This window comes from Vibrio makurazakiensis (assembly GCF_050337375.1).
GTDB classification, from domain to species: Bacteria; Pseudomonadota; Gammaproteobacteria; order Enterobacterales; family Vibrionaceae; genus Vibrio; species Vibrio makurazakiensis.
Genome location: NZ_JAKJSW010000048.1, coordinates 1 through 25,248, shown reverse-complemented (window position 1 = coordinate 25,248; position 25,248 = coordinate 1). Strand labels below are relative to the sequence as shown.

The 25,248-nt window shown below is 42.4% G+C and carries 18 protein-coding genes; 3 read left to right on the top strand and 15 right to left on the bottom strand.

Features of this window, described 5'->3' with window-relative positions:
• Together L4C33_RS07820 and metE are read right to left on the bottom strand one after the other, a co-directional pair.
• Positions 1 to 260 (bottom strand): outer membrane protein transport protein (locus L4C33_RS07820; RefSeq protein WP_428811876.1); only part of this gene is annotated, 260 nt, incomplete at its 3' end.
• Positions 261 to 550: 290 nt separating this feature from the next.
• Entirely contained in the window at positions 551 to 2,893 is a 2,343-nt protein-coding gene (gene metE / locus L4C33_RS07815; RefSeq protein ID WP_428811875.1) for a 5-methyltetrahydropteroyltriglutamate--homocysteine S-methyltransferase, read from the bottom strand.
• Positions 2,894 to 3,215: 322 nt separating this feature from the next.
• Between metE and L4C33_RS07810 the strand changes: the two genes are divergently transcribed.
• Positions 3,216 to 4,127, top strand: a complete 912-nt coding sequence (locus L4C33_RS07810) for a LysR substrate-binding domain-containing protein (RefSeq protein WP_428811874.1) — start codon at positions 3,216 to 3,218, stop codon at positions 4,125 to 4,127.
• Here the strand turns inward: L4C33_RS07810 and L4C33_RS07805 are convergent.
• From L4C33_RS07805 to L4C33_RS07790, 4 genes are all read right to left on the bottom strand, one after another.
• The gene (locus L4C33_RS07805; protein ID WP_428811873.1) at positions 4,124 to 6,574 is read right to left on the bottom strand and encodes an EAL domain-containing protein; all 2,451 of its coding nucleotides are present in this window, start codon (positions 6,572 to 6,574) and stop codon (positions 4,124 to 4,126) included. The two genes, L4C33_RS07810 and L4C33_RS07805, sit on opposite strands and share 4 nt — an antisense overlap.
• Before the next feature lie 290 nt (positions 6,575 to 6,864).
• Positions 6,865 to 7,065 (bottom strand): DUF4250 domain-containing protein, encoded by a 201-nt coding sequence (locus L4C33_RS07800; RefSeq protein ID WP_428811872.1) that lies wholly within the window; start codon positions 7,063 to 7,065, stop codon positions 6,865 to 6,867.
• 172 nt (positions 7,066 to 7,237) lie between these two features.
• The gene (locus L4C33_RS07795; protein ID WP_428811871.1) at positions 7,238 to 7,918 is read right to left on the bottom strand and encodes a hypothetical protein; all 681 of its coding nucleotides are present in this window, start codon (positions 7,916 to 7,918) and stop codon (positions 7,238 to 7,240) included.
• 155 nt (positions 7,919 to 8,073) lie between these two features.
• Positions 8,074 to 10,560: an EAL domain-containing protein gene (locus L4C33_RS07790; protein WP_428811870.1), complete on the bottom strand. Its 2,487-nt coding sequence runs from the start codon at positions 10,558 to 10,560 to the stop codon at positions 8,074 to 8,076.
• Positions 10,561 to 10,727: 167 nt separating this feature from the next.
• Between L4C33_RS07790 and L4C33_RS07785 the strand changes: the two genes are divergently transcribed.
• A complete protein-coding gene (locus tag L4C33_RS07785) occupies positions 10,728 to 13,100 on the top strand; it encodes a YgiQ family radical SAM protein (protein ID WP_428811869.1) in 2,373 nt (790 codons plus the stop codon).
• Positions 13,101 to 13,322: 222 nt separating this feature from the next.
• Positions 13,323 to 15,335, top strand: a complete 2,013-nt coding sequence (locus L4C33_RS07780) for a methyl-accepting chemotaxis protein (protein ID WP_428811868.1) — start codon at positions 13,323 to 13,325, stop codon at positions 15,333 to 15,335.
• Positions 15,336 to 15,495: 160 nt separating this feature from the next.
• On the opposite strand, the gene L4C33_RS07775 is transcribed toward L4C33_RS07780, so the two are convergent.
• Genes L4C33_RS07775 through L4C33_RS07735 form a run of 9 tightly spaced genes read right to left on the bottom strand, consistent with a single transcriptional unit; the run spans position 15,496 to position 25,095 of the window.
• Entirely contained in the window at positions 15,496 to 17,142 is a 1,647-nt protein-coding gene (locus tag L4C33_RS07775; RefSeq protein WP_428811867.1) for an EAL domain-containing protein, read from the bottom strand.
• A complete protein-coding gene (locus L4C33_RS07770; RefSeq protein ID WP_428811866.1) occupies positions 17,139 to 18,209 on the bottom strand; it encodes a protein-glutamate methylesterase/protein-glutamine glutaminase in 1,071 nt (356 codons plus the stop codon). Before L4C33_RS07770 ends, L4C33_RS07775 begins: the two co-directional genes overlap by 4 nt.
• Complete coding sequence (locus L4C33_RS07765; RefSeq protein WP_428811865.1) at positions 18,206 to 19,015, bottom strand: CheR family methyltransferase; 810 nt, start codon at positions 19,013 to 19,015, stop codon at positions 18,206 to 18,208. Before L4C33_RS07765 ends, L4C33_RS07770 begins: the two co-directional genes overlap by 4 nt.
• Positions 19,016 to 19,042: 27 nt before the next feature.
• The gene (locus tag L4C33_RS07760; protein ID WP_428811864.1) at positions 19,043 to 19,585 is read right to left on the bottom strand and encodes a chemotaxis protein CheW; all 543 of its coding nucleotides are present in this window, start codon (positions 19,583 to 19,585) and stop codon (positions 19,043 to 19,045) included.
• The gene (locus tag L4C33_RS07755) at positions 19,575 to 20,156 is read right to left on the bottom strand and encodes a chemotaxis protein CheW (RefSeq protein WP_428811863.1); all 582 of its coding nucleotides are present in this window, start codon (positions 20,154 to 20,156) and stop codon (positions 19,575 to 19,577) included. Before L4C33_RS07755 ends, L4C33_RS07760 begins: the two co-directional genes overlap by 11 nt.
• Positions 20,157 to 20,174: 18 nt before the next feature.
• Positions 20,175 to 22,202 carry a methyl-accepting chemotaxis protein gene (locus L4C33_RS07750; RefSeq protein ID WP_428811862.1) on the bottom strand — a complete coding sequence of 676 codons (2,028 nt, stop codon included), beginning with the start codon at positions 22,200 to 22,202 and terminating at the stop codon, positions 20,175 to 20,177.
• A 2-nt stretch (positions 22,203 to 22,204) separates the two neighbouring features.
• Positions 22,205 to 24,445, bottom strand: a complete 2,241-nt coding sequence (locus tag L4C33_RS07745) for a chemotaxis protein CheA (protein WP_428811861.1) — start codon at positions 24,443 to 24,445, stop codon at positions 22,205 to 22,207.
• Positions 24,438 to 24,725, bottom strand: coding sequence for an STAS domain-containing protein (locus L4C33_RS07740; RefSeq protein ID WP_428811860.1), 288 nt, complete (start codon positions 24,723 to 24,725; stop codon positions 24,438 to 24,440). The genes L4C33_RS07745 and L4C33_RS07740 overlap by 8 nt, the downstream gene beginning before the upstream one ends.
• 1 nt (position 24,726) lies before the next feature.
• Positions 24,727 to 25,095 carry a response regulator gene (locus tag L4C33_RS07735; protein WP_428811859.1) on the bottom strand — a complete coding sequence of 123 codons (369 nt, stop codon included), beginning with the start codon at positions 25,093 to 25,095 and terminating at the stop codon, positions 24,727 to 24,729.
• Positions 25,096 to 25,248 lie beyond the last annotated feature (153 nt).

Below are 25,248 nucleotides of genomic sequence, written 5' to 3'. Positions count from 1 at the left end.
TCCATAAACTGAACCTGTACATCAGGGTCAATATAAGAAATACCACCAGTGAAATTAGCAGTTTCAAGCATGCTAAGAGAAGCAGGGTTACGCGCAAGAGTTGCAGCGTTATCAGCGATAGCAGCCTCGCCAGCGAATGCGCGGCCTAGACCGGAGGCAGAGTGCTCTACAATTTGGAAGCCAGCAGCGTGTACGTTTGCCGCAAGAAGAGCAGAACCAACAAGAAGTGTAGATTTTGCAATGGTGAATATCTTAGTCATGAAAGTATCCAAGCGAATTTGAATTAGGACCTTTCCTTGGCGATTTATTTCGTCACTTTCCGTATGACATTTTGGATGGGATTTTACAGCATGACATAAAGTAGTAAATGGGTACGCCGTACCAAAATGACATTTCTATCCACAACAGCCAAATTAGAGTAATTACTCTCGTTCATTTAAAAGGGGCAACAGCGAGATCCGACCAGTTAAAATAATTTGAACTTTTTACGATAGATACAAAAAACGCCGGAAATTTCCGACGTTTGTCTTTAACATTGATGGTTTAAAGCTCAAACTTCGGCTTCAGACCACTCTTTGCGTAGCGTTTTTGTTGCTGAAACCAGGTTAGCAAGTGCAGCTTCTGTTTCTGCCCAGTTACGGGTTTTGAGACCACAATCAGGATTAGCCCACAAGCGTTCCGCTGGAATTTTTTCTGCTGCTTTTTTCAGTAAATCGACAATCCACTCTTCAGAAGGAATGTTTGGTGAGTGTATATCGTAAACGCCAGGGCCAATTTCATTCGGATAGTTAAACTCCTCAAAAGCTTTCAGAAGTTCCATATTCGAACGTGAGGTTTCGATGGTAATAACATCCGCATCCAATGCCGCTACTGAATCAATTATCTCATTGAATTCGCTGTAACACATGTGAGTATGGATCTGGGTTTCTGGTTTCGCACTCGCAGCTGATATCTTAAATGCGTCTACCGCCCACTCTAGATACTCAGCATGGTCACCTTTTTTCAGTGGCAAACCTTCACGAATCGCTGGCTCGTCAATTTGAATAATATTGATGCCAGCATCTTGCAAGTCAGACACTTCATCACGCAGAGCAAAGGCGAGCTGATTAGCAATTTCTTTACGTGAGATATCTTCACGTGGGAACGTCCAACATAGAATAGTTACAGGGCCAGTAAGCATACCTTTCATCTGTTTAGACGTAAGTGATTGTGCATACGTAGACCATTCAACAGTTATCAGCTTTTCTCGTTCAATATCAGCCACAACAACCGCAGGTTTCACACAGCGTGAACCGTAGCTTTGTACCCAACCAAATTTAGTTGTTTGGAAGCCAGCTAAGTTCTCTGCAAAGTACTCCACCATATCGTTGCGTTCAGCTTCACCGTGAACTAAAACATCTAAATCAAGTGCTTCTTGGCGCTTTACAGCATCTTCAATGTGGCCCTTTAGCGCAGCTGTGTAATCTGCTTCACTTAGCTGACCAGTGCGGTAAGCGCTACGCTGAACACGGATCTCACTGGTTTGTGGGAATGACCCGATTGTTGTTGTCGGCAGTAAAGGTAAACCTAACACTTCAGACTGATGCGAAGCTCGCTTTGCATAAGCTTCACTACGGTTTGTTAGCGCCTTGGTGATGGTATTGAGCCTTGCCTGAACCTGAGGCTTATTAACGTGAGTTGCACTTTTACGTGCCAGTATTGGTTGACTGTAAGTCTCGCACGCTAAGATAGCCCCTTGATCGCCATCTAATGCTTTCCCTAGTAAGCTAACTTCGGTCACTTTTTGCTTAGCAAACGCAAACCAGCTTTTCACTTCTTCGCTTAGTGCTTCTTCTAGTTCCAAATCCACAGGGCTATGAAGCAATGAACATGAACTTGCGACCCAAAGCTTATCACCTAGCTTGCCTTTCACTGGTTGCAGAGTTGCAAGTTGAGATGCTAAATCCGCTCGCCACACATTACGTCCATTGATAACACCTGCAGACAATACCCAATCTTTCGGTAGTTTATTGACTACTTCATCTAGTTGCTCAGGGGCTGCAGATAAGTCTATGTGTAGACCGTTCACTGGAAGCTCTACAATCTTGTCTAACGTATCTGTTACGGAATCAAAGTAAGTCGTAAGCAGTAACTTAATATCACTTTGAATCACTTGATAAGCTAGTTTGAATGAATCAGCCCACGGTTTTTCTAATTCTAGAGATAGGATTGGCTCATCAATTTGAACCCATTCAACACCCAGTTTAGATAACTTAGCAAGAATGGCTTGATAAGCCGTTAGCAAACGAGGAAGTAATGATAAACGGTCAAAGCCCTCCTCAACTTCTTTACCTAGGTAAAGGTAAGATAAAGGCCCTAATAAAACGGGTTTTACTTTATGCCCCGCTTTTACAGCTTCACTCACTTCATCAAACAGTTGCGGCCAGCTTACTTCAAATGAGTCATCTTTACTGAATTCAGGGACAATGTAGTGGTAGTTTGTGTTGAACCACTTAGTCATGTCTGACGCTGCCGTTCCTTCATTCTCAGAAGAGCTATGCTTACCGCCACAACAGGTCGACTGAGTTTGTGATTGACCACGGCCAACGCGGAACAAAGTATCCAAATCTGGGAAGCCTTTTTCTTCTTTTGAACCGCCTGCGTGACGCTTCGGAGTATGCCCCAATAATAAAGTGGTTGTGAGTACATGATCGTACCATGCAAAATCTCCCGCCGTTGCAAAGCTTAAGTTCGCCTCAGATTGGACATTCCAGTTACGGTTACGCAGCTCGCTACCTAGTTCTTTCAATTCAGATTGTTCTATTTCTCCACGCCAGTATTTCTCTAGAGCGAATTTTAATTCTCGTTTTTCGCCAATACGTGGGTAGCCTAAAATGTGCGTTGTCGTTGTCATGAACTTATTCCTTATTCTGTAATTTTTAGTATCCGGTCAGAGCGCCTATGTTTTCTCATTCTTACTCGATTAAGAACTTCTCTGCTTATTCGCTTAAAAACATATCAAGGCGTCTGGATGGCTAAACTATCTCTCTAAACACCAACATGAACAATCTCCAAATATTCATCTTGTTTATGAAAGATATTCATATAGATGCACTTAACAGAAACAATGCACATTTTATTTAGCCGTCTAGACGTTTACAGATGATATAAAACCAAGTACTGTTGAAACTAACTTAGAAAAATTAATATTGGCTTAGGGAATATGAGGGAAACTCATGATAGAGCTTAAACATTTACGGACATTAACCACGCTACGCGATAGCGGGTCTTTAACCGCGACTGCAACGTCATTGCATTTAACTCAATCGGCACTCTCCCACCAGCTTAAGGATTTAGAAGCGCGGATCGGTGGTCAGCTATTTTTGCGTAAAACACGCCCAGTAAAATTCACATCTGAAGGTGAGATATTACTCAAGCTCGCTGATGACTTGTTACCCAAGCTTGCCAAAGCTGAAAATGAACTCGCAAGTTTAAAAGAAGATGTGAATGGCCGACTTCATATGGCAATTGAATGTCATTCTTGCTTCCAATGGTTAATGCCCGCGCTAAAGGAATACCAAATTGCTTGGCCAAGCGTGACTTTAGATTTCTCATCGGGCTTTGGGTTTGAACCACTTCCCGCACTAATGGCTGGTGAGCTTGACCTTGTCATTACTTCTGATATTCAGCCACGATCTGAAGTTCACTACGAACCTTTGTTTGATTTTGAGATGCGTTTAATCACAGCAATAAACTCGCCGTTAGCTGAGAAGGAATATGTAGAGCCTCAAGATCTTACCGAATTAACCATGCTTTCTTATCCGGTACAAAAACAGCGTTTAGATGTGGTTAAACACTTCTTACAGCCCGCAGGTGTCGAACCAAAGAAATGGAAGCAAGCAGACAATACTCTAATGTTGGTTCAAATGGTTTCTGCCGGGTTGGGCGTAGCTGCACTTCCGAATTGGGCGATCAGTGAGTTTTCTAGACAGGGCTTAATCGCAAGCAAACCGTTAGGAAAAGGGCTATCGCGCAGGCTTTTTGCAGCAGTAAGGAATTCAGAAAAAGACAAGCGCTACCTACAAGCATTTTTTAGTACAGCTCGTCAGCAAAGTAAAAGCCACCTTGATGGCATTGAAGTGGTTTAAACTTTCGCCGAAAAGTAAGTCAGAATGTCACCTTGCGTAATTAGCCCCAAGAAAAGGCCAAAATCGCTAACTATAATCCAAGGTGGCGCTGAAATTTCATTCAATAATACCGGGATACTTTTAGCTTTGGTTTTAAAGCTGAGCTTTTCAAATTTAGTATCCATCACCTGACTAAGGCTACGTTTACATAAGGCTAAATCTTTTGCGGTTTCCAGCTTAGTCCCCACTGTAGACGTTAGATATAGTTGTAATTTGGCTTTGGTTAGCACCCCTACACATTTATCCTCCACAATAACGCTTACCGCCTCTAACAAAGGATCTGCATCAAATGCTTTTTTCACATCTAAAATGCACGACTCAGGCGTAAATCTTGGTGCTTCGCTACAAGAAATACTCAGTATACCAGTACCTTTGATCATCGAGTTACTGTCTAAAAACTGTTCCAAACGCTCTTGGTAAGACCAAGCCTGTTCTATTTGAGACAAAGGTAATGGCTTAGAGAAAAAGTAACCTTGAATATAATCAACACCAAGACCACACAATACTTCAAGCTCTTGCTGAGTCTCGACCCCCTCAGCCACTACTTTTACATTCAAAGTATGGGAAAGCTCAGTGATCATTTTTACAATGAAATAGCGGTGAGTTCCAACTTGTATATCAATCACGAACTCTCTATCAATTTTCAACAAGTCAAAGTTACAGTCACTAAGATAGGTAAATGACGAATAACCTGTGCCAAAGTCGTCGATTGCAACACTGACTTTGTGTTCACGTAAGCTATGGATAAGATCAGATTGGCTGGATTCACTATCAAAATAGGCGCTTTCTGTCAGTTCAATGGTGACTAATTCCGGYGTGTTCGCAAACTCTCGAACCATTTGTAGCGCAGATGAGAGTACCGCCTCCGCCCCTAGCTTCGTATTTAATGAGCGATTAATCGTAATACCGATTCGTTCGCCATACCGTTCTTGGATCTTCGTTAGCCCATTCAACGAGGCGACACCGACACAAAGGTCAAGATCTGAAACTAGTTCTAATTCCTCTGCTATCGCGACCATTTCCTGAGTATTATAGATTTTCCCATCTTCAGATTTAAACCGGCATAAAGCTTCGAACTTAGCCACATCCCAATTATTGGTATCAATAATCGGCTGATAATAAACTTCAACACTTTGGTTGTTGATCGACGAAACAACCACTTCTTCAAGCTGCTTACGACGTAAAATCTGTTTATGGATCGCGCCGTGATAAAAGGAAATAAGCCCTTTCTGATCGCACTCCAACATAGATTGAATCGCATGATTAACCATGCGTTTGGGCTTTTCGGTATCGTGCCCTAAAATTGAGACACCGACCTTGCCATCAATGATTGACTGCTTAACCTTTTCACCTGTTGACTGGTAAATAGTATTGAACAACTGCCGTATGGTTCTATGGAGTATTTCAACGGTCTCTTTCGCAGATCCTTTTTGACACTGCATACTCACGACAAAAATATTATTCCCTAAATATCCTACATGGCAGCATCGAGAGTTCCGTGATAACGCTACCGAGAGTTCGGGTTTTTGTTCAATTTCATTTTCAAATTGCGGTTGAAATGCAATCACTAGATCAATCAGTTTTTCGTCTGTTTCCTGGCACTGCTTGAGCAGTAAAGCGGTAAACTGCTGCTGGGTTGAAAGCTGAGTAAGTAGTTCTACTCCACCATCTTCTTGCTCAGCTATTCGATAGAAGTGGCTAGAAAGATCGACAAAAAAGCCTAGATAAAATGTATCAGAACCCATCGATACCTTCTGAAGTGTCAGCTCTTGAGCTATTGCATCCCCTTTGGCGTTCTTAACCAATAATGTTCCCGTCCAATACCCCTTTCCTTCAACGTTCGTCCACATACGATCATAATACTCGTGAGTATGTTTTCCAGAGTCGAACATCGCTATGTGCTTACCAGCAATTTGGTTTCCCAAATATCCACTGTGCTGCTCAAAATAATGGTTGCAAATCACTACCCGCTTATCACGATTAGCCACCAAAATCCCATGATGACTATTATTGAATAACTGCTGAAACAGCATGCCTAACTCTTCTCTATCAGGCATAACAAGTAGCGGCTTAACGCTCCCTTTTAACCCTTTTTCACTGTCACGCTGAATAAAAAATTCTACGTAAACAACATGTAAGCGATCAAAGCTCAAGCAGCAGGATAAGTACTGATCAGAATTAGTTGTCAGAGCCTGAAGAAAGGATTTTTTTATTTTTTCACGATCGCATTGAGACATAAACTGAAGAACTTCAGATATCGAGGAAACTGAGTGGGAAATTGGAAGGATATCTTTGATTACGCTTTCATCGTATTCGAACAGACCTGACTGTATATCCCATCGCCACTCAATCTCTGGGTATATGTGCTCCATGTATGACGAGGGAGATCCCAGATTCCTTTCTGGCATAATACACCTTCCAAAGCCTATGGTTTCAGTGTAATGAGAACGGGAGCAGCCAAAACCACTATCAATCTGCCGTGATAATCGAAGCTAGACGCGCATTATTCAACGCTCTCATTAAAGAATGAATACAACTAAAGCTTAGAACGTATCTTGGCATTTAGAAGTAAAAAGTAGGCGTGAAGTAGTTGCCGAAAGGCAGAGATTGGAAAACTAAGACATTAAAAACAATAAAGCCACGAACTCAATGGCCGTGGCTTTATCAGATTAAAGGCTAGATTTAACGTAAATGGAACTTAACGTGAATAAGATTTAAATTGGTTCGTTAAAGGGTCATATTGATAACCTAAAACATCCAGTTTACCTACCACGTTTTCTACATCCATTTCATACATACTGACTAAATCTTCAAAACTATCGCATTCAAGACGCAGCTTTTCGTTCACTATACCCAGTAAGATAATGCTATCGAAATTACTGACGTTACTCAGATCCATACTATTGCCCTCAGCCCATCCATCTCTATATAAGTTTAGATGGGACTAAAGCAATTCGCGAAAGTCTAAGTCACAAATTTTATCTAATTTACGTTGTTGATGAGCCTGTTTCGCTGCAAGCATTCATCACATTTAGTAGGCTAGCAAGTCATACAACAAAAAGGAATAAAACTTACAAAACCCAAAGCTGACTTAGACCTAAGGTCGCAATAAGTAACATCACGAGTGAGATACTTAGCTGAATCTTTTCTGGAGCTTTGATAAAGAATAAGTGCCAGCACCAAACAATTATTGCTGATATTAATAACGCAAAACCAAACAGTAAGTTCTTAGTAACTAACTCCAGTTCAGCTTCCGTCATCGAATAAGCGTTAAGTAGCGTGGCAAGTACAATTAGCATTCCACTTAGGACGCCTGTAACCGGCAAAATGCGGTGGAAAGCTTGTAAGCGAGTTCGAGCGATAGTCAAAAGAAGGTGAGAAAAGCTAGCACCCAATAAAGCAATGCAAATCACATGTGCAAGCATTGCGGCGAGTGAAGCTTGTGTACTAACTTGGATGCCGACTAGCGCTACCGCTAAACCATTCGCTAAATACATTAGCCAAATTGGACCTTGATCGCGAGTCTTCTTAGTTTGAACTTGAGAGTAAAAATAGAACACGGCAAATACAATCATGAAGGCTTCAATTTGGATTGAAGCGACAGCAAGCCAYAATACACCAATTGCCGGTAACAGCTTATGGATACGCCCACGTTGGCCCGGGCAAATATCACCTTTTATCATAATGAGCGTCAATACAAGCTGAGCACCCAGCAACATCGGGGAAAATAGCGTTAATAGAGATTCAATCATGAGTTATTCATTACATCTTCGATAAAGTTGCCGCAGATAATAGCAAAGCCACCCATAAAGGCTAGAGCGTKTTGAGTTATCCAGCAAATTTTACGATGAAACACTTCTCCATCAACCCGATAATCTTGATTATCAACAAAGCGAGCTGTAGCGACTCAATCCATCCACGGCAAACAGTAGGCAAGCAAATCAGATTCGTTGACCATACCTTTGTAATGACCTTGCTCGTTTATCAAAACCCAAGGGAACGCGACTCCTTTTTCAACAAGCCCAGGAATTTCATTCATATGAGTATCCACAGGTAATGAGGTAAAAGTGACTTTCATCATTTGGTTTACGGGCTTATTCCAAATTTTTGCTTCTTTTTCAGATTCCAAGTCAGTCCCCATTGCAGGCGTCATATGCAAGTTAACAATTTCTTTGTTCAGCAGACCGACGCATTTTTTCTCAACAATAACGGGAAGGTAATGAGTGGCCTTATTTTCTAAATAACTTGCAGCTAGCGACAGTGGGTCATTTGATTTTACTTTCGGTGGCGCATGTCTAAAAAAAGCATAAATAGTTTGGCTTACATCTTGCGGTTTTGCTCTTGGGTTAAACATGGATTCATCTTGCTCTTTTTCGAGCAATTGAGGTAATTCAGTTAATTTACTTGGCTTGTCGATAAGATAGCCTTGAATGTAATCCACATTCAATAACTGCAAAATCGTCAGCTCTTCAGGCTTTTCTATCCCCTCTGCAATCACTTTTATCCCTAAAGTGTGGGAAAGTTTGGTGATCATTTTTATGATATTAAACTTGTTAGTATTCTCGTGAATATCGACAATTAACCCTCTGTCTATCTTTAATCTCTTAAAATACCCGTTACTTAAATAAGATAAAGACGAATAACCTGAGCCAAAATCATCAATTGCCACACTTAGTCCCAGTTCCCCTAGTTTTTCGAAGGCTCTCTCCTGATCAAAATCACTCGCGAAATGACCGTTTTCAGTAATTTCAATAATCACTAAATCAGGTCTATCGGTATGAGAGCTTATCAACTGCGCAGTCTCGACTAATAAACGTTGAGCATTACCATTAGTTTTTAACGAACAATTTATCGTCAAGCCTGTTTCATCCCCAAACAACTGACGAATTTTTTTGTGTTCTTTCAACGCTATCAAGGCAACGCTTCTATCTAACTCGGTGATCAAACCAAGCTCTTCGGTCAGGTCAATCATCTCTTGAGTATCAAAAACTTCACCTTTGATGGTTGGAAAGCGACATAAACACTCAAACATCATCACCTTACCGGTTTGGGCATCGACAATCGGTTGGTAATGAACTTCAAGTAAACTGCGATTCAATAGCTGCTGAATGACCACTTCGAGATATTGCTTACGAGCCATCTCTTTATGGGTATTGCTATGAAAATAGTTAATGTGTTTACCAGCATACTCTTTAGCGCCAACCATCGCCTGTAAGGAATGCGACAGCAAACGATGAGAGTTTTTAGCATCGACATCTAATATTGAAGCTCCAACTTTCCCTTTGAATATCGCGAGATAAACTCGCTCGCTAATTATATTTTTGAGCTCAGTGAAATAACGGCGGATCGCATTGTTTAATGCGTGAACAAAAGTCCCTTTTTCGGGAATAACAAATTCTACACAGACAACGAAGGTATAACTTCCAACATAACCCGGAACCCGAGTACCTCGTATATGAGAAAGAATATCTGCGAACTGTTTTTGGTCTTCGAATAATGAATCAGCATCAAACTCTGGTTTAATACCTAACACGATAACGCCAGTTGTTTGATCTTTGGACTCAAGCAGAATATCTAGTTGGCTAAGAAAGCGTTCTTTAGTTGGAAGTTGAGTAAGAAGCTCGACGCCTCCCAACTCTTTATCGGCAATTTGAGCAAGGCTGCGTGATAAATTAACCGTAAGCCCAACGTAATAAACCTTCCCCTCTGTAGGTTCAACCTTCTGAATCGTCATTTCTTGCGGGTAAATAAAGCCTTTGCTGTTTTTCGCCAACATGACCCCAGACCACATACCTTCATCGCGCAGTGCACGCCACATATTTTTGTAAAATTGTGGCGAATGTTTCCCTGCATTCAAAATCGATGTTTTAAGTCCAACTAAGGCTGAATTTTCGTAACCGCTTTGCTGTTCATAATAGCTATTACAAGCAATGATACGCGTCTGTTCATCAGTAATAATAATGCCGTGGTGAGAATTTTCGAACATCGCACCAAAGATATTGGCAACTTCACTTTTAGAAGATATAGAGAACATCGGTCTCAATGTACCCTGCAATACACTTGGGGAAAGCATTTCTATATAGATTTCTACATAAGAAAAGATTTGGCCATTAGGAAATACACAACAAGTAACAAACCTCGGTTCTCCAGTATCTAAAACCTCTTCTATTTTCTGTTTTAATTGCCGTCGACACTGTTTAGTTACCAGTTTCAATACATCCGAATACTTCTGTAAGGGACTGGTTAAGTTTAATAACTCATTAATCAAGCTCACGTCATATTCTAGTTTCTGGTTTTCTAAATTCAGTGTCCAATCAACGATTGGATAATGACTCCCCGAAAAATCAAACCTTCTATCAACGACTGGTTGTGACTCTAATTGATTGATTTCCATACTCCGACCTACTAAACAGGTATCATAATTTTAGTTTACATCCGGTTTATAAATTTAACCAAGATCTCCCTAACAAATATTCCTATAGAGTTTTCATGGGTATGTTCCGCTAGCTAGTCTTACTACATACCGCTATAATTCCCGCCTCAAAAATCAGAGGTTGAAATATGTACAGCGATATAACTCCTATTCACGAACACAAAAAATACTGGGCCGAGTGCTATGGAACTGCACCCTTTTTGCCTACCAGTAGAAAGGAGATGGATGCTCTTGGATGGGACAGCTGTGACATAATCATTGTAACGGGCGATGCGTACGTCGATCACCCGAGCTTTGGTATGGCGATCATAGGTCGTCTTCTTGAAGCTCAAGGTTTCCGTGTTGGTATTATTGCTCAGCCTAAGTGGGACAATAAAGATGCCTTCATGAAGCTAGGTCAACCTAACCTATTCTTCGGTATCACTGCGGGTAACATGGATTCCATGATCAACCGCTACACCTCTGATAGAAAACTACGTCACGATGACGCTTACACACCAAATAACGAAGGTGGTAAACGCCCAGACCGCGCAACTTTGGTTTATTCGCAACGTTGTCGTGAAGCCTATAAAGGCACGCCTGTGGTATTAGGTGGTATCGAGGCGAGCTTACGCCGAGTTGCACACTACGATTACTGGTCAGATAAAGTTCGTCGCTCAATTCTGTTTGATGCAAAAGCTGATATCTTGCTTTTTGGTAACGCAGAACGTGCTCTTGTTGAAGTCGCACACCGTCTAGCTGATGGTGAAGACATCACAAGCATGACTGACATTCGTGGCACAGCAGTAAACCTACCTGCAGCCCGAGAAGGTTTCAAAATCATTGATTCATCTCGTATTGAAAAACCGAACAAAGCCTATGTTCCGGTCAACCCATACGAAGTAGAAACTCAGTGTGATACTAAGAAAGATGAGAAAGAAGAAGTAAAAGCGCAACCAATTACTGTTCGTCCTTCTCGCCACGATGCAAAAACAACGGCCGTGCGTATTCCTGCTTACGAAAAGCTGAACAATGACCGTATTCTTTACGCTCACGCAAGCCGTATTCTTCATCTAGAAACTAACCCGTATTCAGGTCGTGCGCTTATTCAGCGTCACGGTGACCGTGAGCTATGGGTTAACCAAGCACCAATCCCACTTTCAACAGAAGAGATGGATTACGTGTTTGGCCTTGCTTACAAGCGTGTTCCGCACCCGATGTATGGCAAAGCGAAAATTCCAGCATACGACATGATCAAAACTTCGGTGAACATCATGCGTGGTTGTTTTGGTGGTTGTTCTTTCTGCTCAATCACAGAGCACGAAGGCCGTATCATTCAAAACCGTTCGAAAGAATCGATCTTGGATGAAATTGAAGACATTAAAGATAAAGTACCTGGCTTTACCGGTACTATTTCTGATTTAGGTGGTCCAACGGCGAACATGTACCGTTTAGGTTGTTCAGACCCGAAAGCAGAAATTAACTGTCGCCGCCCATCATGCGTGTTCCCTAAAATCTGTGAGAAGCTAAACACAGACCACCAGCACACAATTGATTTATATCGTTCGGCAAGAAAAGTGCCGGGCGTTAAGAAGATCATGATCGCTTCTGGTGTTCGTTACGACCTAGCTATTGAATCACCTGAATATGTACGTGAGCTTGTAACTCACCACGTTGGTGGGTACTTGAAGATTGCTCCAGAGCATACTGAAAAAGGTCCTCTAGACCTAATGATGAAGCCGGGCATGGGCACTTACGATCGCTTCAAAGAAATGTTCGAGAAGTACAGCGCGGAAGCAGGCAAGAAACAATACCTAATCCCTTACTTCATCTCTGCTCACCCGGGCACCGAAGATGAAGATATGCTTAACCTTGCGATGTGGCTGAAAAAGCACAACTACGAGTGTGACCAAGTACAAAACTTCTACCCATCGCCAATGTGTAACGCAACATCGATGTACTACTCAGAGACTAACCCTCTGAAGCGCGTTAAGTACAAAAAACGTGAAGATGTACCAGTGCCGAAAGGTGACCGTCAACGTCGTCTGCATAAAGCACTACTGCGTTACCACGATCCTGAAAACTGGAAAATAATCCGTGAAGCGCTAATCAGCATGGGTAAGAAACACCTGATTGGTGACAAGCCAAACTGTCTAGTGCCAGAAGAAGACTTTGATGCACAAACTCCTGCACAGCGTCGTAAGTCAGGTCGTCACGGTTCACAGCGTTTTGCTACTAAGCACAGTAAGTCGCAGCCAGGTTTAGGCGGCGAGAAGCCACGCAAACAAGGGGCACGTAACGGTTCAAACAATGGGGCAAAAGGCGGTGGTGGTAATACCGCTAATAACCATAGTGGCAGCAACCACTCCGGTAATAACAAAAATGGCAACGGTGGTAACAAACCAGCAGGTCGTGGAAAGCCATCAGGCTCAGCGCATTCAGCAGGAAACAAGCCAAGCCAACATAAAGGCAAAAAGCCGACTGGTTCAGGTCAAAACCGCCAGCGTAGTACACAGCGCTAACCTTTAAGCAAAAGCTGACTAATCAACACCTTTATAAAAAAGCACAACTCCGGTTGTGCTTTTTTCCAAATTACTGATTACTATCGCCTTCCCATTAATATCTTACCGTTATAAAACCTCTCTCCTTTCACCGCTATTAATATATTCATTATTAAAGTGGCAGAGAAATTAAGTCACACCATACTTATATGGTTGCATGACGTTCATATAAGGAGCGAATTGATGAACTTCAAACTTTCTAATCTTCTCTATCTCGGCTTTTCAATTATTATCCTCACCACACTTATTTTAGCTTTTGTTGTGTGGTCGGTCGTCAATCGATCCGCAGTGATCTCAGCAGAGATTGAATCTGATGATGTACCAGGAGTCCTCGCGTATTTAAATGTATTAGATGAAATCGGTGATTTACAGACTAATGCACTTGAGTACTTGAACGGCGAAGCTGACGAGTCTCAAAGCTTTAAAACCAATACTGAAGAGTTTCGACATTACTTTTCAATACTACGTCCACTCGAATCTTCAAAGCAGTCAGATATCGATAAGATGAACCGAATAGAGTCGCTAGCAAATGAATATATCGACAGAATTAACCGAGATGTCTTTGCAAAGTACTCACCTGCTCACGAGCAAGAGGCAATACGAAAGGTAGAAGAACTCACTAAAAATGTTGGAGATCCACTAGAAAACCTACTCGATAAACTCAAAGAACAAGAATTTAACGATGCTTACAAAACCACTGATTTGAATGAGTCACTAAACGATGATCTACCGGGAGTAAGATATTACCTTGAGCTAGTGGATGAAGCTGGCGACATGATCGCTTCATTAAATGCCTACATAAGGGGGCGAGAAGGTGCACAAGCAGCATTTCAAAATGACTCGAAGTCCTTTAATGACTACTTACAAAAACTAAAACCTTTAGAGCAAAAGCCTGCGGAAGTTCGCGATATAGAACAGATCGAAGCCTACTACAACCAGATCCTTAGTGTTGCTGATGATGTTTTTTCTAACTATCAGCCGTTACAAAAAGCAGCGGCGCTTCAACTTGTCGATCAGCTCGAGCACAGTGTCATTACTCCTCTCGAAGATATTTTGGATAGCTCATCCATTGAAGAAAAAACCGACGCGACTTCGGCATTGAAAACCGTCAATGACAATATGGCAACCATCGTATTTTGGCTTTCAGTCAACGTAGTTGTGGTTGTAGTCGTTGGCTTTGTCGTCGCGTGGCAGCTTTCTTCGTTAATTAAAAAGAGACTTGATGTCATCGCGTCTAAAGCTCAATCCATTGCTGACGGCGATCTCACAGCTCCCGCTATCAATGAAACCAATAAAGATGAACTTGGCGACCTTGCCAGAGCGGTTGACGAAATGCAGGAGTCACTCCGTACCGTATTACAAAGCATTATCAACGTTGCCTCCGAAGTGGCGAATAATACCGACCAAGTTGATCAAATGAGTCAGCAAGTCGCGACAGGTATTCAAGAGCAAGCCGACAAAGCAACGCTTATCGCTAGTGCAGTTGAAGAGATGACAGTAACCGTAAGTCAGGTCGCAGACCAAAGCTCAGAAGCGGCACAAAGCGCTAAGCTCGCAGGTGAAGAAGCGGCGAACGGTGGTCAGCTCATGCAAGAAACCGTCACTGGAATGAATAAGATCTCTGAAGTAGTAAACGAAACAGCTGAGACAGTCGATAGCCTAGGTAAACGCGGTGAAGAAATTGGTAATGTAATACAGGTTATCAATGACATTGCCGAACAAACCAACCTACTTGCTTTAAATGCTGCAATTGAAGCTGCCCGAGCAGGTGAGCTTGGACGTGGGTTTGCTGTCGTAGCCGATGAAGTGAGAGGACTTGCAGAAAGAACCTCTAAAGCAACCGATGAAGTCGGAAGCTTAATCACTTCAATCCAACAAGAGACACGACAAGCAGTAGAAAGAATGAGTGAAGGCACTCATTTAGTCGCGGAAGGCGTTACCCTATCTAACTCAGCAGGAGAAGCGCTTGTACAAATCGTCGCCAGAGCAAATGATGTTAATGGCATGATTGATATGATTGCGACAGCCGGTACGGAGCAGTCGATTGCGACTCAAGAGATGTCACGCGACATTGCGGCCATAAGCCAAATTGCCGACTCATCAGTGCAAACAACACAAGCAGGAGCAGACTCCGTCGCACAGCTCTACCAAAAGGTAGCAGAGCTAGAAGAAGTGGTATCTCGATTCAAACTATAGTGAAGATGAAACTGTAGTGAACAAGCGATGGATAGCTAATAAATAGCGGTTTGCGTAACGATTGCCCCTGAAAAGGGGCTTTTTTCATACGTGATGGATAAGTTAGTCGGCGTCGTACTTATATATCTGCAAGCCAAACATGACTTCGTTGAATCAGCTCTTAATCTTGCTCTAGGCTAGCAACCAAATAGTCTATAAATTCCTTCTCTAACAAAGGCTTACTAAAGTAATACCCTTGAATGTAATCGACATGTTTGGCTTGTGCATATTGAAGTTGGTCTAGCGTTTCTACTCCTTCAGCAACCACAGGTTTACTCAGGTTCGTCGCTAAAGAAGCGATAGAATTAAACACAGTTTGTAATTTTGCGTCGCTAACCACATTAGTTACAAATGCCCGATCAATTTTGATTTCATCAAACCGTAAACGACACAAATAACTCAAACTGGAAAATCCGGTACCAAAGTCGTCTATTGATACTTTAAAACCCAAGTCCTGCATTTGCTCAAGCACCTGATTCACATAGTTAAAGTTATCGATAAGTGCTGACTCGGTAAGCTCAAGTTTAATTTGTCGTGTATCTAACCCATTATCCGCAATACTCGCAGTTAACTTATCAACGAAGTCTACATCCAAGATTTCTACAACACTGATATTTAGAGCAAATAAGTAATTTGAAGTGTCGACTCCCCGACTTTCCAATTTACTTAACAGCTTGCCAAGTACCTTAGTATTGAATTTCGTAAGCAACCCGATATCACCTGTTTTTTCAGCTATTGGGATAAACTCTACAGGGGAAACCATTTGTTCTTTTAACGTCCAACGAATTAGACATTCAGCCCCCACTACAGCCCCAGATTTAGAATCGTGAATGGGTTGAAAAGTGGTGTAAAAATGTTCATCTAAATTATCGGCATTAATTGCCGAACGAAACTCCATTTCTAAATTGTTCTGATGTTCAATTTGTCTGGCGAGATCTTCTTGGAACTCAGCTAAACGGATCCTTTCTGCGGAAACATCTAGAATAGCCATTTCAGCTTTATTTAAACTTTGTTCATGTTCATCCCCATCACTCTCCAAATAATAACCGAGCGCGACATTACTGAAAAAATGACGTTGATTGAAATGGAAGGGTTCATTTAATAATGAGTAAAACTTCTCGATATCCAGCTCTTCGCTATTCGACACAAACACAATAAAACTATCGGTGGAATGCTTACTGCAAATCGCAGAATCAATCTCTGAATATACGCGTGCCAAAATTTCCATGAAGACAAGGTTAGCGACAGCCGCTCCCCAAATTTCATTAATTCTTTGGTAATTACAAATCCGCACACAGCAAACCGTTCCGTACCGGTTTTCTTGTTCTATCTTAGCTAAAAAAGCCTCTCGATATAGTAAGCCAGTATGAGGGTCTTGAATTGAAAGCTGTCGGTTAAGACGCCTGGCTGCGATCAGCTCACCACTGTCGACACAGTGAAGAATTAAAGCGTTATCACTCGCTATCACATGAATCTTTAGCCAAACGACATTGCGATCGGGGTAACTGATCCCACATTCAAATTCATAGGGTGCTGAACCTACGCCTAAAGCTTTTTGTTCCAGTAACAAACGGAGCTGCGCGTCAAAAGGGTAAAGTTGATAATTATCATCAATAAACTCAAGCGAGCAGTCTGTCAGCATATCCATACCGACCTCAACACGAAACACGTCACTGGCCTGAGCCGATAATTCAGTAATAAACCCTTGATGATCAAGTATGACGTTGATCAACCCTAAATATTCAACTTTCTGAGGCGAGCAATTCATATATCCACCAGCGCTTTTTGGACGTGATAAGGTAGGTTTTTCAATGAACAGACTTTATCGACAGCGCCTCTGGCTATCGCTTCTTTTGGCATTCCAAAGACTAAACAGCTTTCTTCACTTTGCGCGAAAGTTTTCGCACCCGCGTTTTTAAGTTCTAACATGCCTTGCGCTCCATCGTCCCCCATCCCCGTTAAAATCACGCCAACCCCATTACTGCCCGCGTGGTGTGCAGCAGAACGGAATAGCACGTCGACAGAAGGCTTATGCCTGCTGACTTGGGGTCCATCTTTGATCTCAATGTAGTAGGTCTGTTCATTCCTATTAATCATAGTATGAACACCACCAGGTGCAATGTAGACAACTCCAGCGTCTAGAGACACTCCGTTCCTTGCTTCAACCACGCAATGCTTAGTGAGCTGATTTAAACGTCGTGTAAAGGCTGTGGTGAATTTCTCAGGCATGTGTTGAACAATAACGATAGGGGCACTACCAAGCGGCATATGATTTAAAAACATCTCTACGGCTTCTGTCCCGCCAGTTGAAGCTCCTATCAATATGATGTGTTCAGTTTTGATGATCTGAYTATGCGTCGTTGGTTTTAATATGACATCGGCTGAAAAGTTCTTTCTGAAGCTATCATCAGCCAAGTACTCCATCGGCTTCACCTTCACTTTTGCTGCATGTTTAATACAACACAATAGTTCATTCACCTCTTTCGAATGCAGATATCCATTCAAATTACTACAGGGCTTGTTCACAACCTCTATTGCCCCCGACGACAGTGCTTCTAAGCATAAGTCGGGGTCAGAAGCGGTAAGTGSCGAAAGGATAACAACAGGTAACGCATGCTCAGTCATAATTTTCTTTAGAAATGTAATGCCGTCCATCTTAGGCATTTCAATATCGAGTAAAACAACATCAGGCATTGCCCTATTCATTTTACGCATAGCGATAAGAGGATCCGGTGCTGAACCCAATAGAGTTAAGTCAGGGTCACCGTCGATTATCTCGCCCAGTACCTGCCGGATAACCGCTGAGTCGTCGACAATAAAAACATTAATGCTCATAGGCTCACCTTCCTGAATATGCACCCTTCTAGTTGCTCAAGCTGTCGRTGGTCTTTGACTATATTTTCGCTATGCCCAAGGAAAAGTAGCCCTCCAAGCTGTATTTTATCAATCACATATTGGACAATTTGCTTCTGTTTTAGAGGAGTAAAGTAGATGAGCACATTGCGGAGGAATACGATATCGTAATTTGAGCCAGACTGATCATTTGGTTCTAACAAGCTTTCCTGTGAGAAAAAACAACGCTCTTTAATTTCTTTGCTGAAAGTAAAATACCCTTCATATTTTCCAACACCTTTTAGGCAGTATCGATTCCGGTATTCGCTTGGGATACGTGAAACATTCTGAATTTTGAACTTTGCTTGCTGGGCGTTTTGCACTGATAAGAGGGAAATATCGGTACCGAAAACATTCCAGTTTGCACTTCCCAGTACGTCTTGAAGTAACATAGCCAGGCTAAATACTTCCTCCCCAGTGGCACAAGCTGCGCTCCATACTGATACGGTAGAGTCACTCGCCACACCGAGTTTCAGATACTCTTTAAGCCATTCAAACTGTTCGCTCTCTCGGTAAAAATAAGTTTCGTGAGTGGTCAGTTTATCGACAAACATTTGAAGCTCTTGTTCATTTTCAGAGAAGTGCAAGAAGGTTAGGTATTCCTCAAAGGAAGAAAGTTCAAGAGAACTAAGTCGGCTCGATAGCCGATTAATCACGGTACTTTTCTTATGATCAGCCAACAAAATACCAGTAAACCTCTCAAATAAGAGTTTGAATTGACAAAATGTTTGATCGCTAAGGTCTGTCATCGACACTCCTTATCCATGCTTCACATACTAATAGCTAAGAATGTTGTTAAATAGTTTTCTTTGATGAGCCACTATTTCTTCATTGATTGACTCTACATTCAGCATCGCCGACATATCTAGGATCACGATGACTTGTTCACTCACTCTCATCATATTCTGTATGAAATGAACTGGGACGTGCGCTCCGAAATAAGGAGCATTAGCTAACGCTTCCCCCTTAATCGGCTCAATTGCTCTTACTCGATTAACTAATACACCAACGGTATTCACTTCATGGGTTACTTCGTCTGTACTGTCATAAAGCACTATGCAGCTGTACTTGTCGTAATCCTGCTTGTTCACTAAGCCTAATCGCTTAGCAGCGTCAACAACGGGAACCACACTTCCCCTGACGTTAATCACCCCACTCACCGTCTCTGTACACATTGGGATTTTCGTTACACTCTCTAGTTCAATCACTTCTTTAACGCTAGAAATAGAAATCCCAAAGACTTCATTGCTAATATCGACCAGTAAGCACCCATCGACGTTTTTTCCACTAAAGGTATCTTCATCGCAGCTACTCATCATTCACCTCTAGGTCAGCGCCCACACAATGGCTCTGTTCCGTTGTATGTTGCTTCTCAAACCACTCTAATTGGGCTTGTGACAGTAGATTATCTATATTCAATATGGTCAACAAACGAGAATCGAGCTTAGCAAGCCCGACTAAAACACGATGCTCTAACTGCCCAGCTAAGTCAGGGGCTTCATCAATTTGCTCTCGCGAAACATCAATCACCCGAGTCACCAAATCAACTTTATTTCCCACTTGGTACACGGTGTTTTGGCACTCAATCTCCGAGATAATCACACACGTTTTTTTCGTGATAGGTTGCGACTCTAAACCTAAGCAAATAGCGATATCTACAATGGGGATAACGTCTCCCCTCAAGTTAATTGCACCCAAAAAGAACCCCGGAGATAAAGGAAGAGGCTCCACATCGGGATACTCCATAATTTCCGCTACTTTTCTAATATGGTAAGCAAACTGTTTGCCAGAGACTTCAAATTCCAAGTACTTTTCATTGTCACCGGCCACATTTGCTTTGTCCCTCGGGGTCGCTTTATTTTTTGATATCATTTGGTTTTTTGACAACATTTGTCTCATTGAACCTCACTAATCATCAAAAGGGATGAAGCCATCYGATTGGTTAGACTTTGCTGGTGCCGTCCTTTGTTTCTCACGCTCAGCCTCTACCTGACGAGTTACACTTTTTTTCTGCAAATAGTTTTTTCTTTGCTTCGAATCAGAGTTATTCGTTAGCTTAAAGAAGCCGACCGTTTTCCTAATCTCTCCGGTTTGTTCTTGAACCATGATGGCAGTTGCAGCCAACTCTTCCGAAGCTGAAGCGTTCTGCTGAGCAATATCATCTAACTGGGAAACAGTTCGATTAATTTCCCCGACACTGGTGCTTTGCTCCGTTGAAGCCGCTGTAATTTCTTGTACTAGGTCAGCCGTTTTTTGAATGTTCGGCACCATTCGGTTGAGCATATCTCCCGCGTGCTGCGCAACCTTCACGCTGTTATCTGCTAGGCTACTTATCTCTTGCGCTGCTATCTGACTTCGCTCAGCCMGTTTTCGAACTTCGTCTGCCACCACAGCGAACCCTTTACCATGCTCGCCCGCTCTTGCTGCTTCAATTGCAGCGTTCAATGCCAACAAATTCGTTTTATAGGCAATGTCTTCAATGATGCCAATTTTTTGCGCTATTTCCGTCATCGCATTAACCGTATCATTTACCGCCTGTCCACCATCATGAGCCTCAGCACTTGATTGTGTTGCAATGCTATTGGTTACTTTTGAGTTGTCAGTATTCATGGAAATAGAGGAGCTCATCTGGTCGAGTGACGCGCTGGTTTCTTCAACACTTGAGGCGAGTTGATTTGATGTTGAGCTAAGCATTCTCGATGTCGTACTGACTTCATTAGTACTATGCGCAATAGCTTCTACCGATGCCTGAACATCGAGCAAAATATTTTGTAAACGTTCGATGAATCCATTGAAGCTTTTGGCAGAATCACCAATTTCATCCTGACCAAAATCAGGGATTCGACGAGTTAAGTCCCCTTCCCCTGATCGTAAGTCCTCTGCCGCATCGGCAAGCGCTTTTATCGGAATCACAATTCCTTTAATCAGAAACATCGCTGTCGCCGTCGCTAAAATCACGGCCGTGAACAGTAGCCCCCAAACCAATGTAATACTGTCCCTTGCTGCTAGCACCAACTCATTAAGCGAGTTATTACTTTCTTTACTCGCATTAGCATTAATTTTTTCGAGGATTTTTTCTAACTCTTTAAATACATCATGCTCTAGCTTGTCAATTTCTACAGCGGCTGTAATTTTGTCGCGTGGGCGGTAAGTTGCGAAGATCTCTTTACCGCCGTTATAAATTTCTTCATACATTTGTTCAACGATGGAAAGGTTTTTTATCTCTTCAGGTTTACGTTCTAGGGGTTTTATTTTAGAAAGGAACTGTGAGAAGTTTCGAGATTCTTTTTCAAACTGGTTAACTGCACCAATTTCTCCACGCATATAGGCGCTCAAAGCCGACATCATGTCGCCTTCTTCGTCGATTAGTTCCAAATAATATAAAACACCGTGTAAATCATCGGTGACAACTTCTTCAAAATCCCCTGAACTACCAGCGTCTGCCACTTCTTCTTCCTTAAGCGTGTCCAGTAACCGTTCCAACGGAATAGCAAACTCTTTGATTAAGAAGTTATATTTATCGATGGCCTTTTGCTCTTGAGTAGGGTCGAACTTATCAAAGACTAAACTCTGACCATCCCCATAATACTTGTCAGACAATTCTTCAATCTGACGTATTAAAACAGGGTCAACCGTTCCAAGTTGCTTCAGGGCTTCAAAGAAAGTGACAAACTCGGTGTAGTTAGCACGAAAGTCCTCTTTTTCTTCGGCTTCACCGGTAATGAACTCCAAAACGTTTGAGTTCATATCCCCCAACTCATCGAGCATACTCAACGATAAGATGGCCTCTGGGATGTCCTTTTTCCCTACGCTAATCGCATACTCTTCGATCTCACTGTTTTTCACTTGGACTGAAATTGCTATTACAAGTAGCAACAACCCCATGGTAAACATCGCGAGTATGATTTTGTTTTTAATAGACAGCTTATTCAGCATTGTTATGCTCCTTGCTCATCGTCACCTTTTACGATGTCGATACTTTCAAGCTCTTGTCGATTCACCGCAGATTGAATCAAAGAAAACACGTCCAGAATGATAGCGACGACCCCGTTGCCTAAAATGGTTGCGCCACTAATACCTTTTAGTCCTTCAAACAATCTTCCTAATGGTTTGATCACCGTTTGAAACTCGCCAAGTAGACCATCAACGATGAGCCCTGCCCTTAATGACCCATACTGGACAATCACTAAAGATTCCTGGCTATGTTCAGCGACCTCTTTAATTCCAAATAATTCTCTTAGACGGAGAAATGGCAGAACTTCTCCGCGTAAATCAATAAAATGACGGTCTTCGATTTCTTCTTTCGAAACCACTTCGTGCAACTCTAAACACTCAACGACGTTATCTAGCGGAATGACATAGCTCGCACTCGCGGCTTTAAACATAAACCCGTCGATTATTGAAAGCGTCAGGGGTAAACGTATCGATACTTCCGTCCCTATACCCGGTTCACTCGTGACTTCTACTGTTCCTCGAAGTTGCTCTATATTGCGCTTTACAACGTCCATGCCTACGCCACGCCCAGACAAATTTGTCACAGAGTCTGATGTAGAAAATCCCGGCTCAAATATCAGGGAGTAAATATCTCGTTCGTTTAGGTGACTGGTGCTTGAAATAAGCCCTTTAAGGCTGGCTTGTTCTAAAAGAAGGGTCTTGTCTAACCCTCGCCCATCGTCACGGATATCAATCACAATTGCCCCTGATTCATGGTAGGCATTTAGCGAAATACTGCCTTGTTCAGGCTTGCCTAAATTCCGCCTTTCGCTCGGTAGTTCTATTCCATGGTCAATGGCATTGCGAATAATATGCGTCAACGGATCACTGAGTTTTTCAACGAAGGTTTTATCGAGTTCAGTTTCAGCGCCATTGATTTGCAAGGTCACTTGTTTATCTACGGAAAGGGCTATATCACGAACTACACGTTTAAATTTGTTAAAGGTTTCACCAATTTGCACCATACGCAGCTGCAAAGAGCTATCACGTATATTTTCCACCAGCCGTTCAAGCTGGGTGATGGTTTCAATTAACGATTCATTACCCGACTCGTGCGCAAGTAACGTTGTTCTTGCGCCGGTAATCACCATTTCACCCACTTGGTCGATGAGCCTATCGAGTTTCTCTGCCTCAACTCTCAGGGTCTTACTGCTTTGAATTTTTTGATGCTGCCTTGATACCGCTGCCTGAACCACTTCGGGGGCAACAGCTTGGCCTTGTGCCAGAACATTACCGAGCAGTGGAGGTGATAACTGGCTTTCCTTTTGCGCGCTCTGAAGGTTTAGCCCCGCTTCGAGTTCACTATTGGTAATGGCGCCACAGCGAATAAGCATTTCGCCCAACTTCTGGTTTGGCTCTGGGAGTTGATTAATTAAATCAATGTAAGTCTGCGCGTTACTGTCTGGTGCAATTATGTGGATTTCGGCATCTTGACGAATGAACTCAAATACATCTTCAATTTTCTGCTTACTTGCTGAACTTTCTAATCGAATCTCGAAGCCTAAGTAACAAAGTTCTGGGTCAAATGACTCAGCGTTAATTAGCGCTTCTTCGATAAGATTAATTGAAACAACTCTCCCCAATTTGGCTAAGAAATGAATAAAAGCTTTTGGGTCTAACCCGTCTTTGAATACGCCTATATTTGGGCGAAATGATATGTGCCAGCATTGGTCGTCTTTTGGTAAACCCGCATTTTCGTTCTGAGTTTTATGATCCGCTGGAGTACCTGAACCATCCGCGTCGGACGTAATGGGGCCACTTGTTACAGAAGACTCACTTAACATCGAAGACTCTGGGTTTAGCTCTAAGAGCATTTCTATTAACGATTGGCATTGGCTGGTGAGTTCTTGCGAGACGGGCTTTCCGATTTGTTCAATTAACCCAGAAAGTACATCACAAACCTTTAAGCCCACTTCAACCGTATCGGGGGTTAGCTCCCCTTTCCCGTCACGAATAGACCCAAGTAACGTCTCGTATTGGTGGCTAATATCAACGATTTCATTTAATCCAAACAGCCCGGCACTGCCTTTTATTGTATGTACCGCCCTAAACATTGAATTGGTCAACTCAGAGTTGATCACACTCCCGCTTCCATCCATTTCCAACAGCGCCTGTTCAAGCTCTGTCAGTAGCTCTTTGGCTTCATTAACAAATGTCGTAAGTGCGGCCTGCATTTCTCTATTCATCACTGAGCTCCACACCCCAAACGACGCCCAAGAATTCAAAGGCTTGAGTAAGAACCAAGCTAGCGTTAATTATTTGGAATTGTTGATGTGGGTACATATTCATGAATCGCACCAGTAGCTGAATCCCCGCTGTATCAATATCTTGCAAACGGGAAGCATCAACATTGAGGCTTTTGTTCTGACCCACGCGTTCAAGCAAGTCAGCATAAATCTCACCAACTTCGTAGATAGTCAGCTCTGCGGGTAATAAATACTCCTCTCTTATGCTCGGTTCGATCATATTAAGGAGCGAGTATTTTAGAAACGGCCTGCAACATTTGATCAGGTCTAAACGGTTTTGCTAACCATGCTTTCGCACCTGCTTTGCGGCTTTCCTCTATTAGATAAGGCTGGCTTTCCGTTGTAAGCATGATGATTGGCGTAAATTTATATTTAGGTAATTCCTTTGCGGATTTTACGAAATCAATGCCGTTCATATTCGGCATGTTGACATCACTGATGATGAGATGAACTTTATCGCCGTTTAATTTAGATAAAGCGTCGACACCGTCCTTAGCTTCAATGACTTCATAACCAGCGCCCATCAAAGCGATACTGACTACCTGCCTTAACGATTCAGAATCATCCACGACTAATATTCTTTTWCTCATTAATCCTCCGAAATCTAAAAAAAAGTCACGTCGTTATCTGATGAACTTTCACGCTTTGTGGTTCTAGACTCAATATTTTCAATTGCATCTAAAAGCCTGTATTCATCGAAATAAGCTTGTGCTTTTGCAGGGTCATTAAGTACAGCTTCAACC